General features: G+C 64.7%; 18 protein-coding genes, 4 tRNA genes and 2 pseudogenes. 14 read left to right on the forward strand and 10 right to left on the reverse strand.

Annotation, left to right across the window (positions count from 1 at the left end):
* The 5 genes and pseudogenes from Q2100_RS02880 to Q2100_RS02900 all read left to right on the forward strand — a co-directional run.
* Positions 1 to 471: pseudogene (locus tag Q2100_RS02880) on the forward strand (serine/threonine-protein kinase); the annotation flags it as partial.
* Between the two features lie 115 nt (positions 472 to 586).
* Positions 587 to 1033, forward strand: coding sequence for a hypothetical protein (locus tag Q2100_RS02885; RefSeq protein ID WP_302912789.1), 447 nt, complete (start codon positions 587 to 589; stop codon positions 1031 to 1033).
* 171 nt (positions 1034 to 1204) lie between these two features.
* Positions 1205 to 1609: a hypothetical protein gene (locus Q2100_RS02890; protein WP_302912790.1), complete on the forward strand. Its 405-nt coding sequence runs from the start codon at positions 1205 to 1207 to the stop codon at positions 1607 to 1609.
* A 158-nt stretch (positions 1610 to 1767) separates the two neighbouring features.
* Positions 1768 to 2442: a DUF899 domain-containing protein gene (locus Q2100_RS02895; RefSeq protein ID WP_302912791.1), complete on the forward strand. Its 675-nt coding sequence runs from the start codon at positions 1768 to 1770 to the stop codon at positions 2440 to 2442.
* 155 nt (positions 2443 to 2597) lie between these two features.
* On the forward strand, positions 2598 to 2963 hold the full coding sequence (locus tag Q2100_RS02900; protein ID WP_302912792.1) for a hypothetical protein: 366 nt from the start codon (positions 2598 to 2600) through the stop codon (positions 2961 to 2963).
* 13 nt (positions 2964 to 2976) lie between these two features.
* Here the strand turns inward: Q2100_RS02900 and Q2100_RS02905 are convergent.
* The 4 genes from Q2100_RS02905 to Q2100_RS02920 form a co-directional block, all read right to left on the reverse strand.
* Positions 2977 to 3051 (reverse strand) — tRNA-Val (locus tag Q2100_RS02905).
* Positions 3052 to 3062: 11 nt separating this feature from the next.
* Positions 3063 to 3136: transfer RNA gene (locus tag Q2100_RS02910), tRNA-Cys, on the reverse strand.
* Between the two features lie 27 nt (positions 3137 to 3163).
* Positions 3164 to 3236, reverse strand: a tRNA-Gly gene (locus Q2100_RS02915).
* Between the two features lie 85 nt (positions 3237 to 3321).
* Positions 3322 to 3450, reverse strand: a complete 129-nt coding sequence (locus Q2100_RS02920; protein WP_302912793.1) for a hypothetical protein — start codon at positions 3448 to 3450, stop codon at positions 3322 to 3324.
* Positions 3451 to 3560: 110 nt separating this feature from the next.
* On the opposite strand from Q2100_RS02920, the gene Q2100_RS02925 reads away from it, so the two are divergent.
* The 3 genes and pseudogenes from Q2100_RS02925 (at position 3561) to Q2100_RS02935 (ending at position 5167) form a co-directional block, all read left to right on the forward strand.
* Positions 3561 to 3635 (forward strand) — tRNA-Val (locus Q2100_RS02925).
* 1023 nt (positions 3636 to 4658) lie between these two features.
* Positions 4659 to 4748 (forward strand): annotated as a pseudogene (locus Q2100_RS31745) (hypothetical protein); the annotation flags it as partial.
* Positions 4748 to 5167, forward strand: coding sequence for a PIN domain-containing protein (locus Q2100_RS02935; protein ID WP_302912848.1), 420 nt, complete (start codon positions 4748 to 4750; stop codon positions 5165 to 5167). The pseudogene Q2100_RS31745 and the gene Q2100_RS02935, both read left to right, overlap by 1 nt.
* Before the next feature lie 26 nt (positions 5168 to 5193).
* Here the strand turns inward: Q2100_RS02935 and Q2100_RS02940 are convergent, their stop codons facing one another.
* From Q2100_RS02940 to Q2100_RS31750, 3 genes are all read right to left on the reverse strand, one after another.
* On the reverse strand, positions 5194 to 6282 hold the full coding sequence (locus tag Q2100_RS02940) for a tyrosine-type recombinase/integrase (RefSeq protein ID WP_302912795.1): 1089 nt from the start codon (positions 6280 to 6282) through the stop codon (positions 5194 to 5196).
* Positions 6283 to 6407: 125 nt separating this feature from the next.
* On the reverse strand, positions 6408 to 6617 hold the full coding sequence (locus tag Q2100_RS02945; protein WP_302912796.1) for a helix-turn-helix transcriptional regulator: 210 nt from the start codon (positions 6615 to 6617) through the stop codon (positions 6408 to 6410).
* Between the two features lie 615 nt (positions 6618 to 7232).
* Complete coding sequence (locus tag Q2100_RS31750; RefSeq protein WP_328518102.1) at positions 7233 to 7478, reverse strand: helix-turn-helix transcriptional regulator; 246 nt, start codon at positions 7476 to 7478, stop codon at positions 7233 to 7235.
* Positions 7479 to 7793: 315 nt separating this feature from the next.
* On the opposite strand from Q2100_RS31750, the gene mobF reads away from it, so the two are divergent.
* Positions 7794 to 10592 carry a MobF family relaxase gene (gene mobF, locus Q2100_RS02950; protein WP_302912797.1) on the forward strand — a complete coding sequence of 933 codons (2799 nt, stop codon included), beginning with the start codon at positions 7794 to 7796 and terminating at the stop codon, positions 10590 to 10592.
* A 210-nt stretch (positions 10593 to 10802) separates the two neighbouring features.
* Here mobF and Q2100_RS02955 read toward each other — a convergent pair whose 3' ends face one another.
* A complete protein-coding gene (locus Q2100_RS02955) occupies positions 10803 to 11459 on the reverse strand; it encodes a copper resistance CopC family protein (protein WP_302912798.1) in 657 nt (218 codons plus the stop codon).
* 178 nt (positions 11460 to 11637) lie between these two features.
* On the opposite strand from Q2100_RS02955, the gene Q2100_RS02960 reads away from it, so the two are divergent.
* The 3 genes from Q2100_RS02960 to Q2100_RS02970 are packed head-to-tail and all read left to right on the forward strand — an operon-like array spanning position 11638 to position 13645.
* Positions 11638 to 11832, forward strand: a complete 195-nt coding sequence (locus tag Q2100_RS02960) for a hypothetical protein (protein WP_302912799.1) — start codon at positions 11638 to 11640, stop codon at positions 11830 to 11832.
* Positions 11829 to 12278, forward strand: a complete 450-nt coding sequence (locus Q2100_RS31815) for a hypothetical protein (RefSeq protein ID WP_302912800.1) — start codon at positions 11829 to 11831, stop codon at positions 12276 to 12278. The genes Q2100_RS02960 and Q2100_RS31815 overlap by 4 nt, the downstream gene beginning before the upstream one ends.
* Positions 12275 to 13645 (forward strand): hypothetical protein, encoded by a 1371-nt coding sequence (locus Q2100_RS02970; protein ID WP_302912801.1) that lies wholly within the window; start codon positions 12275 to 12277, stop codon positions 13643 to 13645. Before Q2100_RS31815 ends, Q2100_RS02970 begins: the two co-directional genes overlap by 4 nt.
* A 372-nt stretch (positions 13646 to 14017) precedes the next feature.
* On the opposite strand, the gene ctaE is transcribed toward Q2100_RS02970, so the two are convergent.
* Complete coding sequence (gene ctaE, locus Q2100_RS02975) at positions 14018 to 14611, reverse strand: aa3-type cytochrome oxidase subunit III (RefSeq protein ID WP_302912802.1); 594 nt, start codon at positions 14609 to 14611, stop codon at positions 14018 to 14020.
* Between the two features lie 188 nt (positions 14612 to 14799).
* Between ctaE and ripC the strand changes: the two genes are divergently transcribed.
* Positions 14800 to 15888 (forward strand): peptidoglycan hydrolase RipC, encoded by a 1089-nt coding sequence (ripC, locus tag Q2100_RS02980; protein ID WP_302912803.1) that lies wholly within the window; start codon positions 14800 to 14802, stop codon positions 15886 to 15888.
* Positions 15889 to 15912: 24 nt separating this feature from the next.
* Here the strand turns inward: ripC and Q2100_RS02985 are convergent, their stop codons facing one another.
* A complete protein-coding gene (locus Q2100_RS02985) occupies positions 15913 to 17100 on the reverse strand; it encodes a L,D-transpeptidase (RefSeq protein ID WP_407667568.1) in 1188 nt (395 codons plus the stop codon).
* Positions 17101 to 17380: 280 nt separating this feature from the next.
* Between Q2100_RS02985 and Q2100_RS02990 the strand changes: the two genes are divergently transcribed.
* A complete protein-coding gene (locus Q2100_RS02990) occupies positions 17381 to 18091 on the forward strand; it encodes a TlpA family protein disulfide reductase (protein ID WP_302912804.1) in 711 nt (236 codons plus the stop codon).
* The last annotated feature ends 39 nt before the right edge of the window (positions 18092 to 18130 follow it).

The raw sequence follows: 18130 nt of genomic DNA on the forward strand, positions 1-18130 counted from the left end.
GCCGCCGCCGACGCACCGATCGACATCGCCGAGGCCGCGGTGTTCGCCCCCGGCGGCTCGCCCGACAACCCCGGCGACGCGGGCAAGGCCGTCGACCGCGACCCGGCGACGGCCTGGACCACCGACACGTATCGAGATGCCGTGCCGTTCCCCACGTTCAAGGAGGGCCTCGGCCTGGCGATCAAGCTCCGTCAGCCGGCGATCCTCAGCGCGGTCACCGTGGATCTGGCGAGCAGCGGCACCGTGATCCAGATCCGTTCGGCCACAACAGGTGCGCCCGGCGCGCTGGCCGACACCACGGAACTGACCCCGCCGGTGCCGGTGCAGCCGGGCCACAACCGGATCCCGGTGCCTGCCGCGGCGGCGACGTCGAATGTGGTGGTGTGGATCTCGACGCTCGGCACGATGGACGGCAAGAGCCGTACGGAGATCTCCGAGGTGCGGCTGATCGCGGCGGCGCCGCCGGCCTGAGCGTTTCTCCACAGCCCGCGCAGAAGTTGCTGCGCGAGGCGTTGCGGCGGGATAGGTTCGTACGGTCGAGGCCGCCGAACCGGTGGCCACCGGGTGCGGCGGGAAGGCAGACAACATGGGCGGACACGGGACGCGGCGATTTGCCGGGGCCGTCAATTCGATCGCGGTGGCCGCGGGCGTCGCCGGAATGGCGGCGGCGGGCACCGCGCTGGCAGCTCCGGCCTCGGCCAATCCAGCGGTCAACGGCAGGTATGTCTTCGACTGGTACACGGGTGCGCCGTTCAAGGAGAACGTGACCATCACCTCGTGCGGCAGCGATTGCCTGACAATGGATTTCGCACCAGACAATGTCGTCGAGTACCGCTTCGTCAACAATGCGTGGAAGTTCACCCGGTACAAGGACGACGCCGTCACCTGTGACAACGGCCAGGTGGTCGGCGCGGAGCAGACGACGTTCATCAACCCGGAGTTCACCGCGGGTCAGAACGTCGCCTCCGCGGACTGCGGGCGGGGCGTGCTGCCCATGCGGCCCGCTGCGTTCAACATCATCCGGCTGCCCTAGCCGTTCTGCGACCGAGGTTGCTTGAATAGGAAACTGTCCAGGTCAAGACGGTCGAAGCGTTTCGCTGAACCGGTGACTCCGCAGTCCACCGCTGCGATACTTCTCGGATCGTCTGAAGGCGATCGGGTCGGGCGAGCAGGTGGGGGAGTGCAGATGCGCAGGATTGCTCGCATGCTGGGTGCCGGCGTCGTGGGCGGCGTACTGATCGGCGGGGTCGCCGGCGTGCTGTCGCCGGCCACGGCCAACGCCGAGGGGCCGGTGCTGAGCGGAACCTACGCCGTCACCACGCATTACGGGACGGCCACACCCACCACGGTGGCCAAATTCGCCTCCGATTGCGGGCGCTGCGGTGGGACGGTGACGGCCGATGGTGTCACGCAGCAGCTGACGTGGATCGGCGCCGGATGGCAGTTCACCACTGTTGCGGGCTGCGGGCCGCAGACGACCGTCTACACGCCGGTGGCCGATGTCGACGGCATCGTCCAGAGTTTCACCCTCGTCGGCACGTTCGCCAACCCCGCGGTGTGCGCAGTGGTCGGTCCGGTCACCGGGACGGGCAATCGCATCAGCGACTGATCGGTCGTCCCTCCGAGGGCGAAAGCGGACGGCCGGCTGCACCGAACCTGTCAGAATCGTGGGCGAGACAGCGATCGGTCGTGTGCCGGGGGTCGGGTGACATTATGGCGAAACACGAAGGTCCCGCGATTGCGCCCCCGTCTGTGGGGCAGGAACAGATGGCGCTGCCGGACATCGTTCCGCGTGAGGAATGGCAGGCGGCCCGCGACGAGCTGCTGGCCGAAGAGAAGGCGTTGATGAAGGCGCGGGATGCCCTGGCCGCGAAGCGTCGGCGGCTGCCGATGACTCCCGTGCGCGGCGACTACCGCTTCGTCGGCCCTGACGGCGAGGTGGACCTGCTCGGTTTGTTCGCCGGGCGGCGCCAGCTGATCGTCTACCGCTTCTTCTATGCCCCCGATGTGGAGAACTGGCCGGATGGGGCCTGCTCGGGGTGCTCGTTGTTCGCCGACACGGTGGTTCACCCGGCGCACCTGGCAGCCCGGGACACCACGCTGGTCTTCGTCTCGGCGGCCCCGCAGGAGCGCGTCGCCGCGTACAAGGCGCGGATGGGGTGGGAGGATCTACCGTTCTTCACCCTGGTGGACGAAGAATTCTCGCGCGATTTCGGTGTCGAGGAGATGTTCGGGCTCACCGTGTTCATCCGCGACGGCGACAGTGTCTTCCAGACCTATTTCGTCAACGGACGCGGGATCGAGGAGATCGGCCCGGTGTGGTCATTCCTCGACATCACGCCACTGGGCCGGCAGGAAGAGTGGCAGGAAGTGCCGCCCGGGCGGCCGCAGGGTCGGCCCTATGAGTGGTGGCGCCTTCACGACAACTATGGCGACCGCTGAACTGCGCCAAGCGGCGTGATTCTCGCAATCACAGGTACGGCAGGCGGATTCCCTTCAGATCGAGCAACTGCCCGGAGCGCTCCCGCGTCCGCTACCCACCTACCTTGGATTCGAGAAGCGGTATGAACTACGCAGCTGACCCGACACTCGCAGCGATGCGGGATCAGCTGTTGAAGGACGCCGTCGGCGAGTGCCTACCGCTGTCACACGTCGATGGCGTCATCGCGGGCATAAGTCCCGACGAGCCGTTAGCGGCACAACAGGAGATCGTTCTGCGCTCGATTCGAACGCTGCTCGATGGCGGGCTGATGGTGGTCGGCCACATCGTCGGAGGGGCCGACGAGCGCGTCGAACCGTGGCCTCTGACGACTGAAGACGCCCTAGCACGGATCCACGACCGCTACGTGGTTCACCATGAGGACCAGGCGTGGTCCTTCGATACGTGGTTCGCCCTTACCGAGAGCGGTCAGCGAACCGCTATTGCGCGGAGACGACGAAGGCCCGGTCGAAGCCGGGCCTGACGTGCGCCAATCCTGGTGCGCGATACTGGGATTGAACCAGTGACCTCTTCCGTGTCAGGGAAGCGCTCTCCCGCTGAGCTAATCGCGCCGGGTTCCTGCTGGAGGTGGAGACGGGAATCGAACCCGTGTGCACGGCTTTGCAGGCCGTTGCCTCACCACTCGGCCACTCCACCGCTGGGGTTGATGCTTCTGCACCTTCGAGCGGATGACGGGATTCGAACCCGCGACCCTCACCTTGGCAAGGTGATGCGCTACCAACTGCGCTACATCCGCGCGCCACGGGCGAGATCGTCGCCCGTCGCGAAGCACGACGATAGTCCACCCGAGCCTGGCTATACAAATCCCCTCGACGCAGGGTTCAGAACAGGCGGTACGTCTCCCGCAACAGCGAGAATCCGTGGCCGCTTTCCGAATCCCGGCCGGACACCCCCGCCTCGGCCACCTCGCAGCGCGGTGTCGCCGCCGCCGGCACCCAGTGCCACGTCATGGCGCGACTGTATCGGCGCCGACCTGAATGACCAGGGGATTCCAGGTGAAAAGTCGGCGCGTGATAATCTTCGACACCGTTCGGCCGATCGTCATCCGGCCGGCCCACCCGGTCTCGTAGCTCAGTGGGAGAGCGTCCGCCTCACACGCGGAAGGTCGCTGGTTCGAAACCAGCCGGGACCACCACGCAAAGCCACAGCTCAGCGGCGTTTTTTCGGACTCGCACCTCTCGCCGCGGACCGGTTTCACGGGCTCGATAGGGCCAAAATAGGGCCAAATCTCCGATCACGAGACCTGCCGTCATCGACGCATCGGTATCTCGGCGTGGCCGTGTCGGCGGTGCCTGCGAAGATCCGCGTAGTCACGTCGAAGCTTCCGTTCACCATGAGATTGCGCCGCTCGTGAAGCTCACAGGTCACAATGGTGACTGGGAGGTGTGCCGCGATGCGAAGGACCATTGAGCTTCGACTTGTCGGGGCTCCTGTGCCTGACGGCGAGATCGCCGTGAGTGATCTCGCCGCCATCGGCGCCGCCCTACAGGAGCTCACCACGCGAATCGGTCGGGAGGTCCTCGGCACGACCGGCCCCGGGCGCACGAAGCGCTTTATGGAGGAGCTGTCGGCGTTGCGACTTCAGAACCTGACTGCGGGCAGCACCGTGCTGAATTTCGTCAAGAGTCCGCTCGACAAGCTCGATGTTGATCTGCCAGAGGTTCGCGAAGCCGACGATCGCTTCTGGCAAATGATGAACGCTTTCGAACAGAACGTCAGGCCCGATTGGGTTCCGGACGCCATTGCCGATAGTGCGGTGAAACTGGTGACCGCCTTGAAGAGCGCTGCGCCAGTGGCTGTCATCGGCAACGCCGACGGCGTCGAATTCCGGATCGAGTGGACTCCGCTTCATGTTGACACCTGGCTGCCCAAGTCCTCGCCCGTCGACGGGGTTGACGCGACCGGTCGACTGGAGAAGGTCGACCTTCGCACTCATGAATTCCGAGTTCGAGACGACATCGGCCAAGCGGTCGAACTCCGGCGTGTCCTGAACGATGCGGCGGCCGCACGCTTGGTTGGACAATGGGTCCTCGCTCACGGCGAAGGCACGATCAACGCATCGGGACGACTTGTCGCCCTGAACAATGTCACCGTCGAGCCGGTCATCGACCCCGCTTCCGACTTCGTGGGAAACGGAGTCTCGTCACTGGACGAGATCCTCGCCTCCGCTCCGGGGCCGAGCTTCGATGGGGGGATCGAGCTAACCGACGACGAGTTCAACTTCTTCCTGCGAGCCGCCCGATCGTGATGCGGGTCGAGGCGTCGCTTGTCGACACGGACGCCTTCAGCATCCTTTACCTTCGCCGCAACTCCGATGATCACCGTGTCATCGGCTGGCGCGAGTACCTGACGGGTCGTCGCGTCGCCATCTCGTTCCAAACGCGCGCAGAGGTCATCGCCGGCATTCAGATGGCGGGGTGGGGCGAGCAGCGTGTGGCGAAGGTCCGTGAACTTCTTGACCAGACTCCGACGATCCGCTCCGACGACGAGGTGATCGACGCCTATGCACGGCTTACCGCTAGGTGCAGACGGGCCGGCCACGCTCTACACGCCAAAGAGCACAGCGGCGATCGTTGGGTGGCGGCATGCGCGATCGCGAAAGGGCTCGACCTCGTTGCCGGTGACGGAATCTATCTGGACGCGCCCGACCTCACGCTCGCGCCGTAGTAGTTTGCGGCTAGGGCCGTCGACCGTCAGAACCGGTCAATGCGCCGATCGTCGAGTGCATCGAGGGCGGAGGCGACGTCGTCGAGTTCGTCGTCGTACAAGTCGGCGTAGGTGTGGGCAGTCACGGTGATCGATGCATGCCCCATCGTTTTCTGCAGAAGTCTCAGGTCTGCGCCAGCACGTCGCGCCAGCGAGGCGTAGGTATGCCGCAAATCGTGCACGCGCAGAGTCGGGCGACCAATCTCGATGATGGATTGCCGCCACCGCACGGATCGCTTCCAGTTTTCGAGACCAAGGAGTGATCCCATGGGAGACGCGATAGCCGGCTCACCCGGGGGCCGCCCCGCCAGTCGGGTGTTCAAGATCGGCATCACGCGCTGCGGGATGGGGATTGAGCGGCGCCCCGCGGCGGACTTCGGGTTGCCCTCGATGAGCTTTCCGCCGACCTGAGTAATGGAGCGCCGGACGCGGATGCGCCGCGCCTTGAGGTCGACGTCCTCGACCTTGAGGCCGGTTAGTTCACCGAACCGCAATCCGGTGTAGGCGAGAAGCGAAACGACGTCGCCTTGGCTGCCGCAGGCGAGTGTGAGCGCCGCGATTTCGGCGGTGGAGAGGTAGGTGTGCCCGGTTTGCCGCATAGCAGGGAATTTCGTTCGGCAGGCAGGATTGCGGCCCAGGAGTTGTCCGTTGTCACCGGCGTGGTCAAGGCACATCTTGAGTACGGAGTGATACCAGCGCAGCGTCCGTGGACTCAGTCCGGCCTCGGCCATCTCGTTGACCCACTTCTGGATCGACGGATGATCGATCTTGCCTACCGACCATCCGCCGAACCGTGGCTCGAGCCGCAGCCGCCAGATGTCCTGATAGCCCCGCCGCACTTTGGGGCTGATATCGAGCCGAGATGACAGCCATGACTCGTAAACCCTGGCAAGGGTGATGCGGCCGGCTCGCGGGTCGACGATGTCGCCTGATGCAGTCTTGGTGACCACGGCGGCTTCGAAGACGCGGGCCTCGCGCTCGGTCTTGAAGGACTTGCGACGCTTCGACCGGTCAGGCAGCCGCCATTCGACATCGAATCGGGGGCCGAGGTGTGTCTCGCGGCGAGTGATAGCCATGGGTGTTCTCCATCAACGATGTCTTCAAGTGGATTCTTTCAGCTCGCTCCGACACACGATTGCCGACGGCCGCCGGCGTCGCGCAGGACGATTCATTCGAGCTCAGCGTTCTCATAGCGCGGCGGCTACACCCGAGTGGAATCCAGCCACTCTTTGACGACTTTGAGTGCCCAGCGGCGGTGACGGTCGCTCAGGCGCAAATGATGTGGCCCAGGGGCATCAATGCCGCGTTCGCGCTTCGCCGCCCAGTCGTGAAGGGTCGACACCGGCACACCGGTGATTTCCCGGACTTGCTGCGCGGTGAGCATTTCCCTTCCGTCATCGATCACACTCATGTAGGTCTCCTCGTCCGGACCTCCCGCCGCGGGCCGCCCTTTGGCCATCATCGGGCCGCAGCTGCCGCTAATGCAGCATTCATTCCGAACCTGCCGAGCGGATAGCCGGCTCGCAGAGGGTCAGGGCTTGCGGCCGCTCTCCGCCACGCCCCGCCGAACGCCGGCGACGTGACGTCCGCTGCGCGGCGGTGCAGCCACTCCCTGCAAGACCGTCCGTCCCAAGTACGCAGGAGTCAGCGAGGCCCCGGCTCTGCGCCGCCAGCTTCCGGCGGCGGCGCGAACGCGGCGCAGGGAATGGAGTTCTTTCGGCGTTCAAACGGTAAATCCAGGAGAGCTTTTCGGACTCGATGGACCGCGCACACCATTGAGGCTCTTGACGTCTTAGTGAGACACCACGCTGGCGACCGGATGAGCGCCGTGCCGCCAGGCGCCGCCAGCACCCCTTGGTCGCCACATCATGCTCAACGGTGCCTCGGCGGCCGTCAAGGCCGATGCCGCTGCGCGGTCGGCCGTTGGCCGAGCCTTGACTGCCGCACGGCACCGCGCGAGATTGCCTCCATCGGGTGAGCGGCGGGAAGCGACGCTCGGACGATGTTGCGACCCTTGGCGGTTGCACTAACTGCGACGGCGATCGGTTTCATTGAGTCGCTCGCTTTCCCACGCGAGGACATCGCTAAGCCGGTATCGCACGTGCCTGCCGAACCGTGCGAACGGCGGTCCCGTCCCCTTCGACGCCCACACCGCCGGCGTCTTGACCGGCACGCCGTAACGGTCCGCGAGCTCTTGGCGCGAGATCCACCTATCGGACGTTTCGTCCACTGCGACTCCCATCACTGCCTTCTCAGCGCATCTTCGCCTCATACTTCTTCGCGCGGGAAAGCTATGCGATGGCCGCGGCGCTTCCACCCGTCGGAATCAGCGCCGATCGCAACGACAGACCCGTCGCTTGCATGACACCGCCGCGCGCACCAACATGGACAACAAACACTTCCCGACGCGTCCCATCCGTTCCCGCTGCACTCAAAAGCACTGCTGCACAGAGCTAATCACTCACATCCGCCTTGAATGCCCATGGCACATTTGCACAAGGATGTGCGACGCTGGCGGTAGCGCACCTTGCGTGCGCGGTAAGCGGCTTTGGATGCCGGGAAGCCTCGGTGATGGATGGTGATCGCAATGTTGACTGTTGCGAAGCTGTCGCGGTGGTCGATCGACTACTACAACGACACCGCACGCGCAGCCGGGCAGGCCGCCAAGTACCCGCAGAAAACGGCCGGCGGGTTGGGGGAGTACTACTCCGAACACGACACCCGGACCCCGACCTGGTTGTGCGCCGGCAACGCTCGCCGAGCCGCCGAACTGGTCGGGCTGTCCGACGTGGAGCGCGCCGGTGGCCAAGCCGATCCGGACGCCGCGGAGCGATGGCTACAGGACGGCGAAACGCCCAACGGCGCCTGCGGTCGGTCCTTCGGAAGGGGCAGCGTCCACGGATTCGATCTCACCTTCTGCGCACCCAAGAGTGTGTCACTGCTGCGCGCCATCGGAGCCGACGATGTCGTCGAGAAGGCAATCGCCACGGCTCATGCGACCGCCATCTCGGAGGCCATGGAATACCTCACCACTCACGCCGGATACACACGGGTGCACAACGCGGTGACGGGGAAGAAGGACCTGGTTCGGTTGCCCGGATTGGTGTCGATTGCCTATCAGCACGAGACGTCTCGGGCGGGAGATCCGCACCTGCACACACACGTCATCGTGCCCAATCGTCAGGCCCGCGCCGACGGTGTGCCGGTGTCGATCGATGGCACGTCGCTCTATCACGAAGCCAAGGCGGCTGGGGTGATCTACCAGGCCACGCTGCGACGAGAACTACACCGATCGTTGGGCCTCGAGTGGCTGCCCGTCGACCCCGCCACCGGTATGGCCGAGGTCGCCGGCATCAGCCCGGAGACCATCAACGCCTGGTCACGACGCTCGAGTCAGCTGCGCGATTGGGCCGCCGGAAAACTCGCCGCGGCGGACGGTGGCGAACTGTCGGCAGCCCAGCTCGCCACGGCACAAAAGGCCACACGTTCGAGCAAGTCGGAACAATGGTCTTGGACAGAATTGAGGGCCGGCTGGCGTACCGATGAACGCGGCCTGTCCGTCGATGGCGGGGCTCAGCACCGGGCCCGCCACGATCGGCTGACCGGCCGAAAGTCGCGCCTCGGCCGACGCCGGATCGCGACAGCCGCCGAATGTATGGAAAAGGCCGCGTTCACCCGCGCCGACCTCATCGAGATCGTCGGCGCTCAGCTGCCCGTCGACACCGCGCGCTCACCACGGGAGATGGTCGAGTCCGCCGTTGATGAGATAGCGGTGCGCCTCACCGCGCCACGCGAAGCGCATGAGCGGGAAGGGCACGAACGCTTCACCCTGGACGTGATCCTGGCAGAGGAAGCCGCCGTGTTCGACCTCATCGACGCCAGGGATGCCCGAGCGTCGTTGTGGATGAAAGATGCGGACACCGACGGCCTGTCAGCGGATCAGGAACGCGCCGTGAAGAACATCGCCACGTCGCCGTTCTTGGTGCAACCGCTGAGTGCTCCCGCCGGAGCCGGCAAGACGACCTCCATGCGCGCGCTGGCCGCGATGGCGCGGCGCCGTCACGGCGGTCGAGTCTTCGTGCTGGCGCCGACCGGCAAAGCTGTCGACATCGCCGTGCGCGACGGTGCCGGGGACATCGGCTACACCATCGCGAAAGCCCTGCAAGATCTGCGCAGCGGCTCCCTGCGATTCAGCCATCTCGACCTGGTCATCGTCGACGAGGCGGGTATGGCGGGCACCGACGACCTGCGCCGGCTGCTTACCGCTACCACCGCCGAGCACGCGAAGGCAGTCCTCGTAGGCGACGCCCATCAGCTCGACCCCGTCAAGGCCCGCGGCGGCATGTTCGCTCAGCTCTGTGACGACCTTCCATGGACGCAGAAGCTTTCTGAGGTCTGGCGCATGCGCGATCCCGGCGAACGCGCCGCGTCCCTCGCCGTGCGCGACGGCGGTCCCTCATCTGGACGCCGCGCGATTGACTGGTACCGCAGAAACGACCGCTTGCGGTCCGGAGATCCAGTCGCGATGGCCGCCGACGCGCTCTCCGCATACGCGGCCGACACCAACGCCGGGAAGGACTCGATACTCGTCGCTGACACCAAGGAGATGGCCGATGCGCTGAACCGGCGCTTGCACCGAGACAGCATTGAGGCTGACGCGCCTACGGTGACAGCTGCGCGAGGACATCAGATCGCGATCGGGGACCTCATCATCAGTCGCCGCAATGATCCCGCCGTCACGGTGCTCAACGCCAACGACGGTCGGCCCGCCGACCCGGTCCGCAACGGCAACCGCTGGCAGGTCTACGCCGTCGACCCCGAGAACCAGCGCATCGCCGCTCGCCGCCTCGACGACGGCGCCCGCGCCGCCTTCGCGGACGATTACCTACGCGAGCACATCACCTACGGCTACGCCGTCACAGTGCACTCCGCTCAAGGCGTCACCACCGACACCACCCACGCTGTCCTCGGCGAGAGTGTCAGCCGTGCAATGTTCTACGTAGCGATGACCCGCGGCCGCGACACCAACACCGCCTACCTCTACGAGCGACTCGCAGGCGAACGGGACCATGAGCACCGCCTACCCGATCCAGCGCATCGGCTGCGCCGAGGCAGCACTCGCCAGGCGGCCGAGCTGGCACGTCACATCGTCGGCGCCGATGCCGCAGCTCGGACTGCCCACGACGTGGCGTCCCGCTCGGCAGACGACGGCGCTGCGCTGCCGGAGCACGTGAAGAACGCCCTCCAGCGACGCATCCGGGCGGTTCAACGCCGCCGTCACGACTTCGATCGTTCGACCAGTCGAAGTCGAACCCGTTCTGACGATCGCGATCGGTCACGCGGCCTCCGAACCGACCAAGGCGCCGGCTACAACCGCGGTCTCTAGTCGTGATGCGTTGTGCGCGTAACAGTCACCGCTGAGCCTATGGTGAAGGTTGCGGGTGAGAGCGGCGCCGATGGATGGCATCACATGTGCACCGACCTCGTGTTGTTGCGCTACAACATCAGGCTCCATCTCGCTATGTCGCCCAATTCTTCATGCCGCACGTCCATTGCCGTGCGTCACGCTTGCCTGAGCAATCGAAGAGGCGATGTCTTACGGTGCATTCGCGTCAAGCGCAGAAGGATTCGACTCTATGGAAGCCGCGGCCTCGTATTTCCGCCGGTGTCTTCTCGATTGCCAGAAGGCGATCGCCCCTCCGAGTGCGAGACCGATAGCGCCTGCGGACAGTATCGATGTCTTTGTATCCGGTCCCATCGGAGACGCCGATTGAGGCGGAGCAGCGGCGGTGCTGGGTGCGACTGCGGCGCCTGCGGGTGCCGGCGAAGTTTTGCCGGGATCACCGGCGATGGTGAACGTGTACGACCCGGACACTGGGTGGCCGTCGGCTGATACCACGCGGTAGCCGACGGTGTAGGTGCCGGTTGCGGGAACATCTGGTCGGATTCCAGCGCTGACTCGTGGCCCCTCGACCTGCGGATCACCCGATCCCCAGCTTCGCCCGTCAGCGCCAGTAACCGCGACATTGGCGAACGCGGCATTGATGTCCTCGGTGAAGGTCAACGTGATGACCGTCGGCGCCGAGATCACGTTGGCGTTCTCGCCCGGATTGGAATTGGCCAGTGACGTGTGAGCGACGGCGATGCCACTCCCCGTCAACCAGAAAGCCAGCGCTACCAAGATCGTCACAGTCAGGCGAATGACGGCGTTCACAGTCCTCGATTCGATCGCGGCCTCGGACACCCGCGGCATGTACAGCCCAGTGTATGTTTCGGTCTGCTAGGTAAGGGGATGGTACGTACGGAGCTAAGTGGTAGGAGCGAACGCCTACCGGTCGTCGTAGAGAGTCATGAGAGGAGGCCAAGACGATGTCGCGCCTTGAACCTCGCCGCCGACACCTGAAGCACGCCTCTGTCGAGGACTCAGCTCGATGCTCAGCCTGACTCCGATGGATGTCTCCTACGTCGCCACCGACGTCGGGCTCTGGATGTCCCTGCCTGCATTCGGACCGGCCCTGGTGATCGTTGGGGTCGTCTTCTACATCGTCCGGCGGGACAGGCGTCGACATCCCGACGATCCCGACAGTGCCGGCGACTCACAGGACGAAAGGTACGGGCCCACATGAGTAATAAAGCACCCCGCATAGGCGTCATCGCGGCGGCGATCTTGGCGATCGCTCTTGTGGGCTGCAGTTCGTCGACCGCCCCTGGCGAATCTTCGACTTCAGTATCGAGTCGGAGTGCAACCAGTGCGCCGCCCGCTGCGTCGGCGTCGCCGGCCCCGTCGCCATCTATCCCTGACGACGCCACCACAGTGGACATCAACATCGCCGGTGGAGTGGTCACACCCACGAACGGCCAGGCTCAAGGCGTCGTCGGCAAACCCATAGTCCTCAAGGTGAGCAGCGACGTCGCGGACCAGTTGCACGTGCACTCGTCGCCCGAGAACACCTTTCAGGTCGAACCGCGCCGGGACCAGGTCTTCGAATTCACGGTCGACGTGCCGGGCCAAGTCGACATCGAGCTGCACGACCTCAATCGCACGGTGGTGACCGTGCAAGTTCGGCCGTGACCTTGAACCAGAGCGTCACCGTCTGGGCGCACGGCGTGGGTGGATCAACCGATCTGCCGGTGCCGCTGTCGTTCGCGCTGATAGGCGCTGCCTGGGCTTTGACCGCGACGTTCGCCGTCGTCGCGTTGGCATGGAAAACGCCGCGATTCGACCCCGACAGGCCGGGGCGCGACCTACCTGTGTGGGTGACGCACGTCGTTGACTCTGCAGTGCTGCGCTGGTCGGTGGCCCTTGCAGCCTTCTTCTTCACGGTCTGGGTGGCGATTGCCGCCGTATGGGGGCCGGAGGGTAGTGCCAACGCCCTACCGGGCGTGTTCTATGTGCTGCTGTGGGTTGGGCTGGTGGCCGTCTCGGTCGTCGTGGGTCCGGTGTGGCGGGTCATCTCCCCGTTACGCACGCTGTATCGATTGCTCGGCATGACTCGTCGCGAGACATCCGAGACGTCGCCGCTACGCCGCTATTCGCCGAGGTGGGGATACTGGCCGGCGGCGGGCGGTCTACTCGCGTTCGTCTGGCTCGAACTCGCCAGCCCCGACGCCGGCTCGCAGGTGGCGATCAAAGCCTGGTTGCTGGCCTATGCCGTCTTGATGATGTTGGGCGCATGGTTCTTCGGGACGCGGTGGTTCGCTCGATCGGATCCGTTCGAGGTGTACAGCATGGCGGTGTCACGGCTCGCTCCCTTCCGACGCAGTCCCGTCACCCATCGGATTGCGGCCATCAATCCGATGGATCATCTGACCACATTGCCCGTACGTCCCGGAATCGTTGCCGTACTGGCGGTGCTGCTCGGGTCCACGGCTTTCGACAGTTTCTCGCAGGCGCCGGCGTTCCGGAACTTCGTCGATCAGCAAGCGGTCTCGGTGCCCGTGCTCAGCGAGGCCTGGGCCGGGTCGCTGCTCCGTACCGTCGCACTTCTTTTTTTCGTTTGCGTAGTAGGGACTACCTTCTCGGCAGCCGCGCGGGCAACCGGCGGGGTGAGCCGAGATGAACGTCGCCAGTTGCCCGGCAAGCTGGCACACTCGCTCATTCCGATCGTCGTCGGCTACATCTTCGCCCACTACCTGTCGTATCTGGTGGAACGCGGGCAAGAAACGATCGTGCGGCTGGCCGATCCCCTCGGGCGCGGCTGGCACCTGCTCGGACTGGAACCGGCAGATGTGCAGTACGTGCTCTCGCAGCATCCGTCGGTGCTATGGACGATCAAGGTGTCCTGTGTGGTGATCGGTCATATCGTGGCCGTCATCGCAGCACACGACCGGGCGCTGCGCCTGCTCCCGCAGCGGCATCAGATTAGTGGGCAGCTGGCGATGATGCTCACGATGGTCGGGTACACATTTGCAGGTCTGTACCTTTTGTTCGGAGGGTGAGCGTCGTGTGGCCCCGGGAGTGGTGTCCTTGATGCGGTCAATGCCGTGGTCTCTTACCGACGCGTGCCAAGACGGCGGCTATGGCCGCGAGACCGGCGATGGCGCCTGCCAGAATCCACAGCGCAGGGCTTGAGCCCTCGGATTGTTGCTCGCTGTCCGCATCGTCGTAGAAGTGCGTCGTCGGCGCGGTAGTGCTGGAAGTGACGAGCACGACTGTTGATTCCACGAGCGGCGGGTCTGCGGCGACAAAGGCCGCCGTAGGCACGGGTGCAGCTATCCCGACCACAGTGCAGGCGAGCAGCACCAACAAGTAAGCACGCGAACAGCGCCGGCTGACTCGTCGGATCCGTTGACGGGAACGCGGCGCCGCTGTCACCGTACGAAATAGATCGTTGCGAACAGGGCGATCCACACGATGTCCACGAAGTGCCAGTAATACGAGACGACTATGGCGGCCGTCGCCTGAGCAGGAGTGAATTTACTCATTCGCGTGCGGATGAGCAGGAAGATGAACGCGACTAGGCCGCCGATGACGTGCAGTCCGTGAAATCCCGTGGTCATGTAGAAGACGGACCCGTACGCGCTGCTGGAGAGGGTGGTTCCCTCGTGCACCAGGTTGATGTACTCATAGCCCTGTCCGAGCACGAAAAAGATGCCCATGGCTAACGTGACGACGTACCACCGACGCAACCCGAACACATCGCCTCGTTCGGCCGCGAAGACGCCCATCTGACAGGTGAACGACGACGCGATGAGCACCAAAGTGACTGGTACTGCGAGCGCGAGGTTCAATTCCGTTGGCGGCGGAGGCCACTCATCGGCTTGGGCCCGGGCGGTGAAGTACATCGCGAACAGCCCGGCAAAAAACATCAGTTCGCTCGACAACCACACGATCGTCCCGACGGAGACCATGTTGGGTCGATTAAGTGAGTGAACGCGCGCCGTGATGGCGGTTCCGCTTGTCATGTCATCCTCGAAACCAAGCCCGTGGGCTGCCTACTGAGCGAGTCAGTATCTACTATTACACATAGTAGATAGCACGTGGTCGACAGGCGTCCCGCACCCATGGACATTGAGCAGTGATCCTCGTAACCTTCCTGTGACCTACGTAGCTCTGCCGTAGATTCCCTGCGCTGTGAGGATCTGTTTTGACTATGGGCCGTTCTGCCGCGGTATCCCGATCGGCTGTTGGTTTCGTCGTGGCATTGATGATTGCGCTGACGTTCGTTGGCTCTTCGGGCGCTGGGCGAGCAGACCCGGCGTCGGACGCCGTGGCCCGCATGACGGAGCTTTCCCGCGAAGCCGAACGCACAGCGGAAGCCATTTACTCCGCTGAACTCGATCTGGAGAACAAGCTGGCAGCGCAGCGCGCAGCCGAAGACCGTCGGCGTATTGAAGCCGATGTGTCGGCCGTTGCACAAGCCGACCTTATCCGCTTTCAAGGAGCGGTGAACGAGCTGGCGGCGGCGGCGTACACGGGCGGTCCCGCCGACGGCATCAGCGCGGCGCTGACCGCTCAATCGCCGCAACGGCTGCTCGACGAACTCTCACTGAGGCAGGTGATGACCACCCAGATCTCAAAACGCATGACGGCCTTCCGCGCCGCGTCATCGCGGGCTGACACTGCTGCGCGGGCTGCGGATGCCGCGGAGCTGGGCGCCCGAACCGCTGCCCAGCAGGCCGCAGCCGTCCGCGCCGAGCTACAAGCCAAGCAAAGTCGGCTTCGCGCGCAGATCACCGAGGTGGAGGCGTTGTACCGATCGTTGACCCCGGATCAACGTGCCGTCTTGGCCGACCCCGGGCCTGTGCCATCCCCGCAGCCGGTTCCACCGGAGGCCCCGGCCATCGTGGCGATGCCGGAATTCTCCCCGCCGGCACCCGGCCTGCTTCCCGACACGGGCGGTGGAACGGCGGTCGTGCAAGCGGCGCTGACTCGCGTCGGTGCGCCGTACTCTTGGGGGGCGACCGGGCCCGACGCGTTCGACTGTTCAGGACTCATCAAGTGGGCATTTCTTCAGAACGGCAAGTCGCTTCCGCGATCAAGTCAAGCTCTTGCGGCTGGCGGACAACCCGTTGCCGTGCCCGACCTCCGGCCCGGTGACATTGTCACGTTCTACTCGGACGCCTCGCATGCAGGGATCTACATCGGCGACGGGAACATGGTGCATGCATCCACCTATGGAACCCCGGTCAAGGTGGCCCCAATCTCGTCCGCTCCGATCTACAACGCGCGGCGTTACTAAACCCTCGTCGTTGCTCAGGTGCCACTACAGCGCCGCGTTGCCGGCACTCCATTGGTCCCACGGAATGTTCCAGTCGCCGAGCCCGTCAGTACCCGGCAGTGTCGGCCCGACAGTGTTGATCACCTCGACGATGTCGCCGCGCTTAGTCGTGTCGTAGAACCACCTGGCGTTGTCTGGGTTGACGTTGAGGCAGCCGTGGCTGACGTTGGCTCGCCCTTGACTGCCCACCGACCACGGCGCCGAGTGAACGTAGATGCCGCTGTAGGACATTTGGGTGGCCCAGTTGACCTCGGTGCGGTACCCGTCAGGCGAGTTCACCGGCACACCGTAGGTCGACGAGTCCATGACGAGGAAGGAGTACCGGTCGCCGATGATGTAAGTACCGTTGTCGGTCGGTGTCTTGTTCTTGCCCATGGAGATTGGCATCGTCCTGACGACCGCACCATTCCTGCGTACGGTCATCGTCTTGGTCGCGTCGTCAGCCGTCGCAATCACCTCGTCACCGATCTTGAAACGTGTAAAGACGTCGTCCTGACCGAACAAGCCCTGTCCCATGTCAACTCCATAGGCCTTCACCTGGACTTCGACTGATGTTCCGGATTTCCAATATTGCGCTGGACGCCAGCGGACTTCGCGGTCGTTGAGCCAGTAGAACGCACCTTCGACGGGGGGGTCCGTCTTGACGGTGATCGCCCGCTGAGCGGCGAGTCGGTCAGGGATGTTCTCGTCGAACCGCACCGCGATAGGTTGGCCGACTCCTACGACCTCTCCGTCATTGGGCAGCACGTACGGCATCGTGAGATTCTGGGGCGAGTGCGTTTCAAACGTCGCGCTGCTGCGCGCCACGCCGCCGAGACCGAGGGCTTCCGCGGTCAAGGTGTACTTCCGGTTATATCCCAGCGGCTCCGCTGAGCGCCATGTGACGCCGTCGGCGCTCAGTTCGCCCTTGACCACCCGCCCCTGTTCGTTAAGCAGTGTCACTGCGCCAAGCACACCGGTCTCCGCGGAGACGGTGACCGGCGTATCCACGGGGACCCCCACTGCACCCTCGGTGACCGATGTCTGCAGGCTCGGAACGAGGAGGTCGCTGTAGGGAGTGCCCTTGTCCACAATCACCTCGGGCTCCTGCTGCGGCGATGTCGGACCGCCACACGCACTAACGGTCAATGCCAGGCCGGCGATTGCCAGCAGTGCCACCGTCGTCACCCACATGCCTCTGCGTCGGTGTATCGCCGCGAAGCCGCTCCGCATCATCAGTGCCGTCCCGTCATTCGCCATGAAGTCATTGCGCTACCATCTTACGTAGTCCCTACGTAGACGGCGCTGCGGACGGGGCCTCGGCGGAATGTAACGTCGGCGCTTCTGAACGCATCGGTTGGTGACGGCATGAAACGCTGAGTCTTGGAGGTGATCCTGCCGATGACGCAGCTGATCACCGTACTTGTTGGTTTCGAGCACCACCCACACTCAGAGCGGCCGGCACGAGTGGGACATGACTCGATCAACCGGCCGGCCAAGGCGCTCAGCGGGGCTCCTCGTGCGCTCTGACCGCAAGCGCCGGAGACGACCTACCCGTCTCGCACAGGCTATACGGCGATGCATTGCCGGTGTGAGCGCGGTAGTGGTGGGTGCTGCGGTTCCCGCGTGCTCGAGCGGCGACGACGCCGTCGCGCAGGGGGGTTCATTCGAATTCGTTTCGCCAGGCGGACAGGTCGACATCCTCTATGACCCACCGGAAAATCGTGGTCGGCCCGGGACGATTCGGGGACCGGACCTGTTGGATCCAAATCGAACGGTGTCCGTTGAGGATTTCGCCGGCCGAGTTGTAGTGATCAACGTATGGGGCCAGTGGTGTGGCCCTTGCCGCACCGAGATGCCGGAATTACAGAGGGTTTACGACGCGACGAGGGCCGCGGGAGTCGCATTCCTGGGGATTGATGTCCGTGACAACAACCGCCAAGCCGCGATCGACTTCATCGTCGACCGCAAGGTCACCTTCCCGTCGATCTACGACCCACCGATGCGCACAATGGTTGCCCTGGGGGCCAGATACCCCACCACGGTGATCCCAACTACCATCGTCTTGGACCGGGCGCATCGCGTCGCCGCGGTGTTCCTGCGGGCACTGCTCGCCGAGGACCTGGAACCCGTGGTCCGACGACTCGCAGCCGAGGCCGCGATAGATGCTGAGCCACCGCAGTGACTGCACGCGCGGCCGCCACCACCACGCTGCTCGGCCCGA

The organism is Mycolicibacterium arseniciresistens (assembly GCF_030519285.1).
Taxonomy (GTDB): domain Bacteria; phylum Actinomycetota; class Actinomycetes; order Mycobacteriales; family Mycobacteriaceae; genus Mycobacterium; species Mycobacterium arseniciresistens.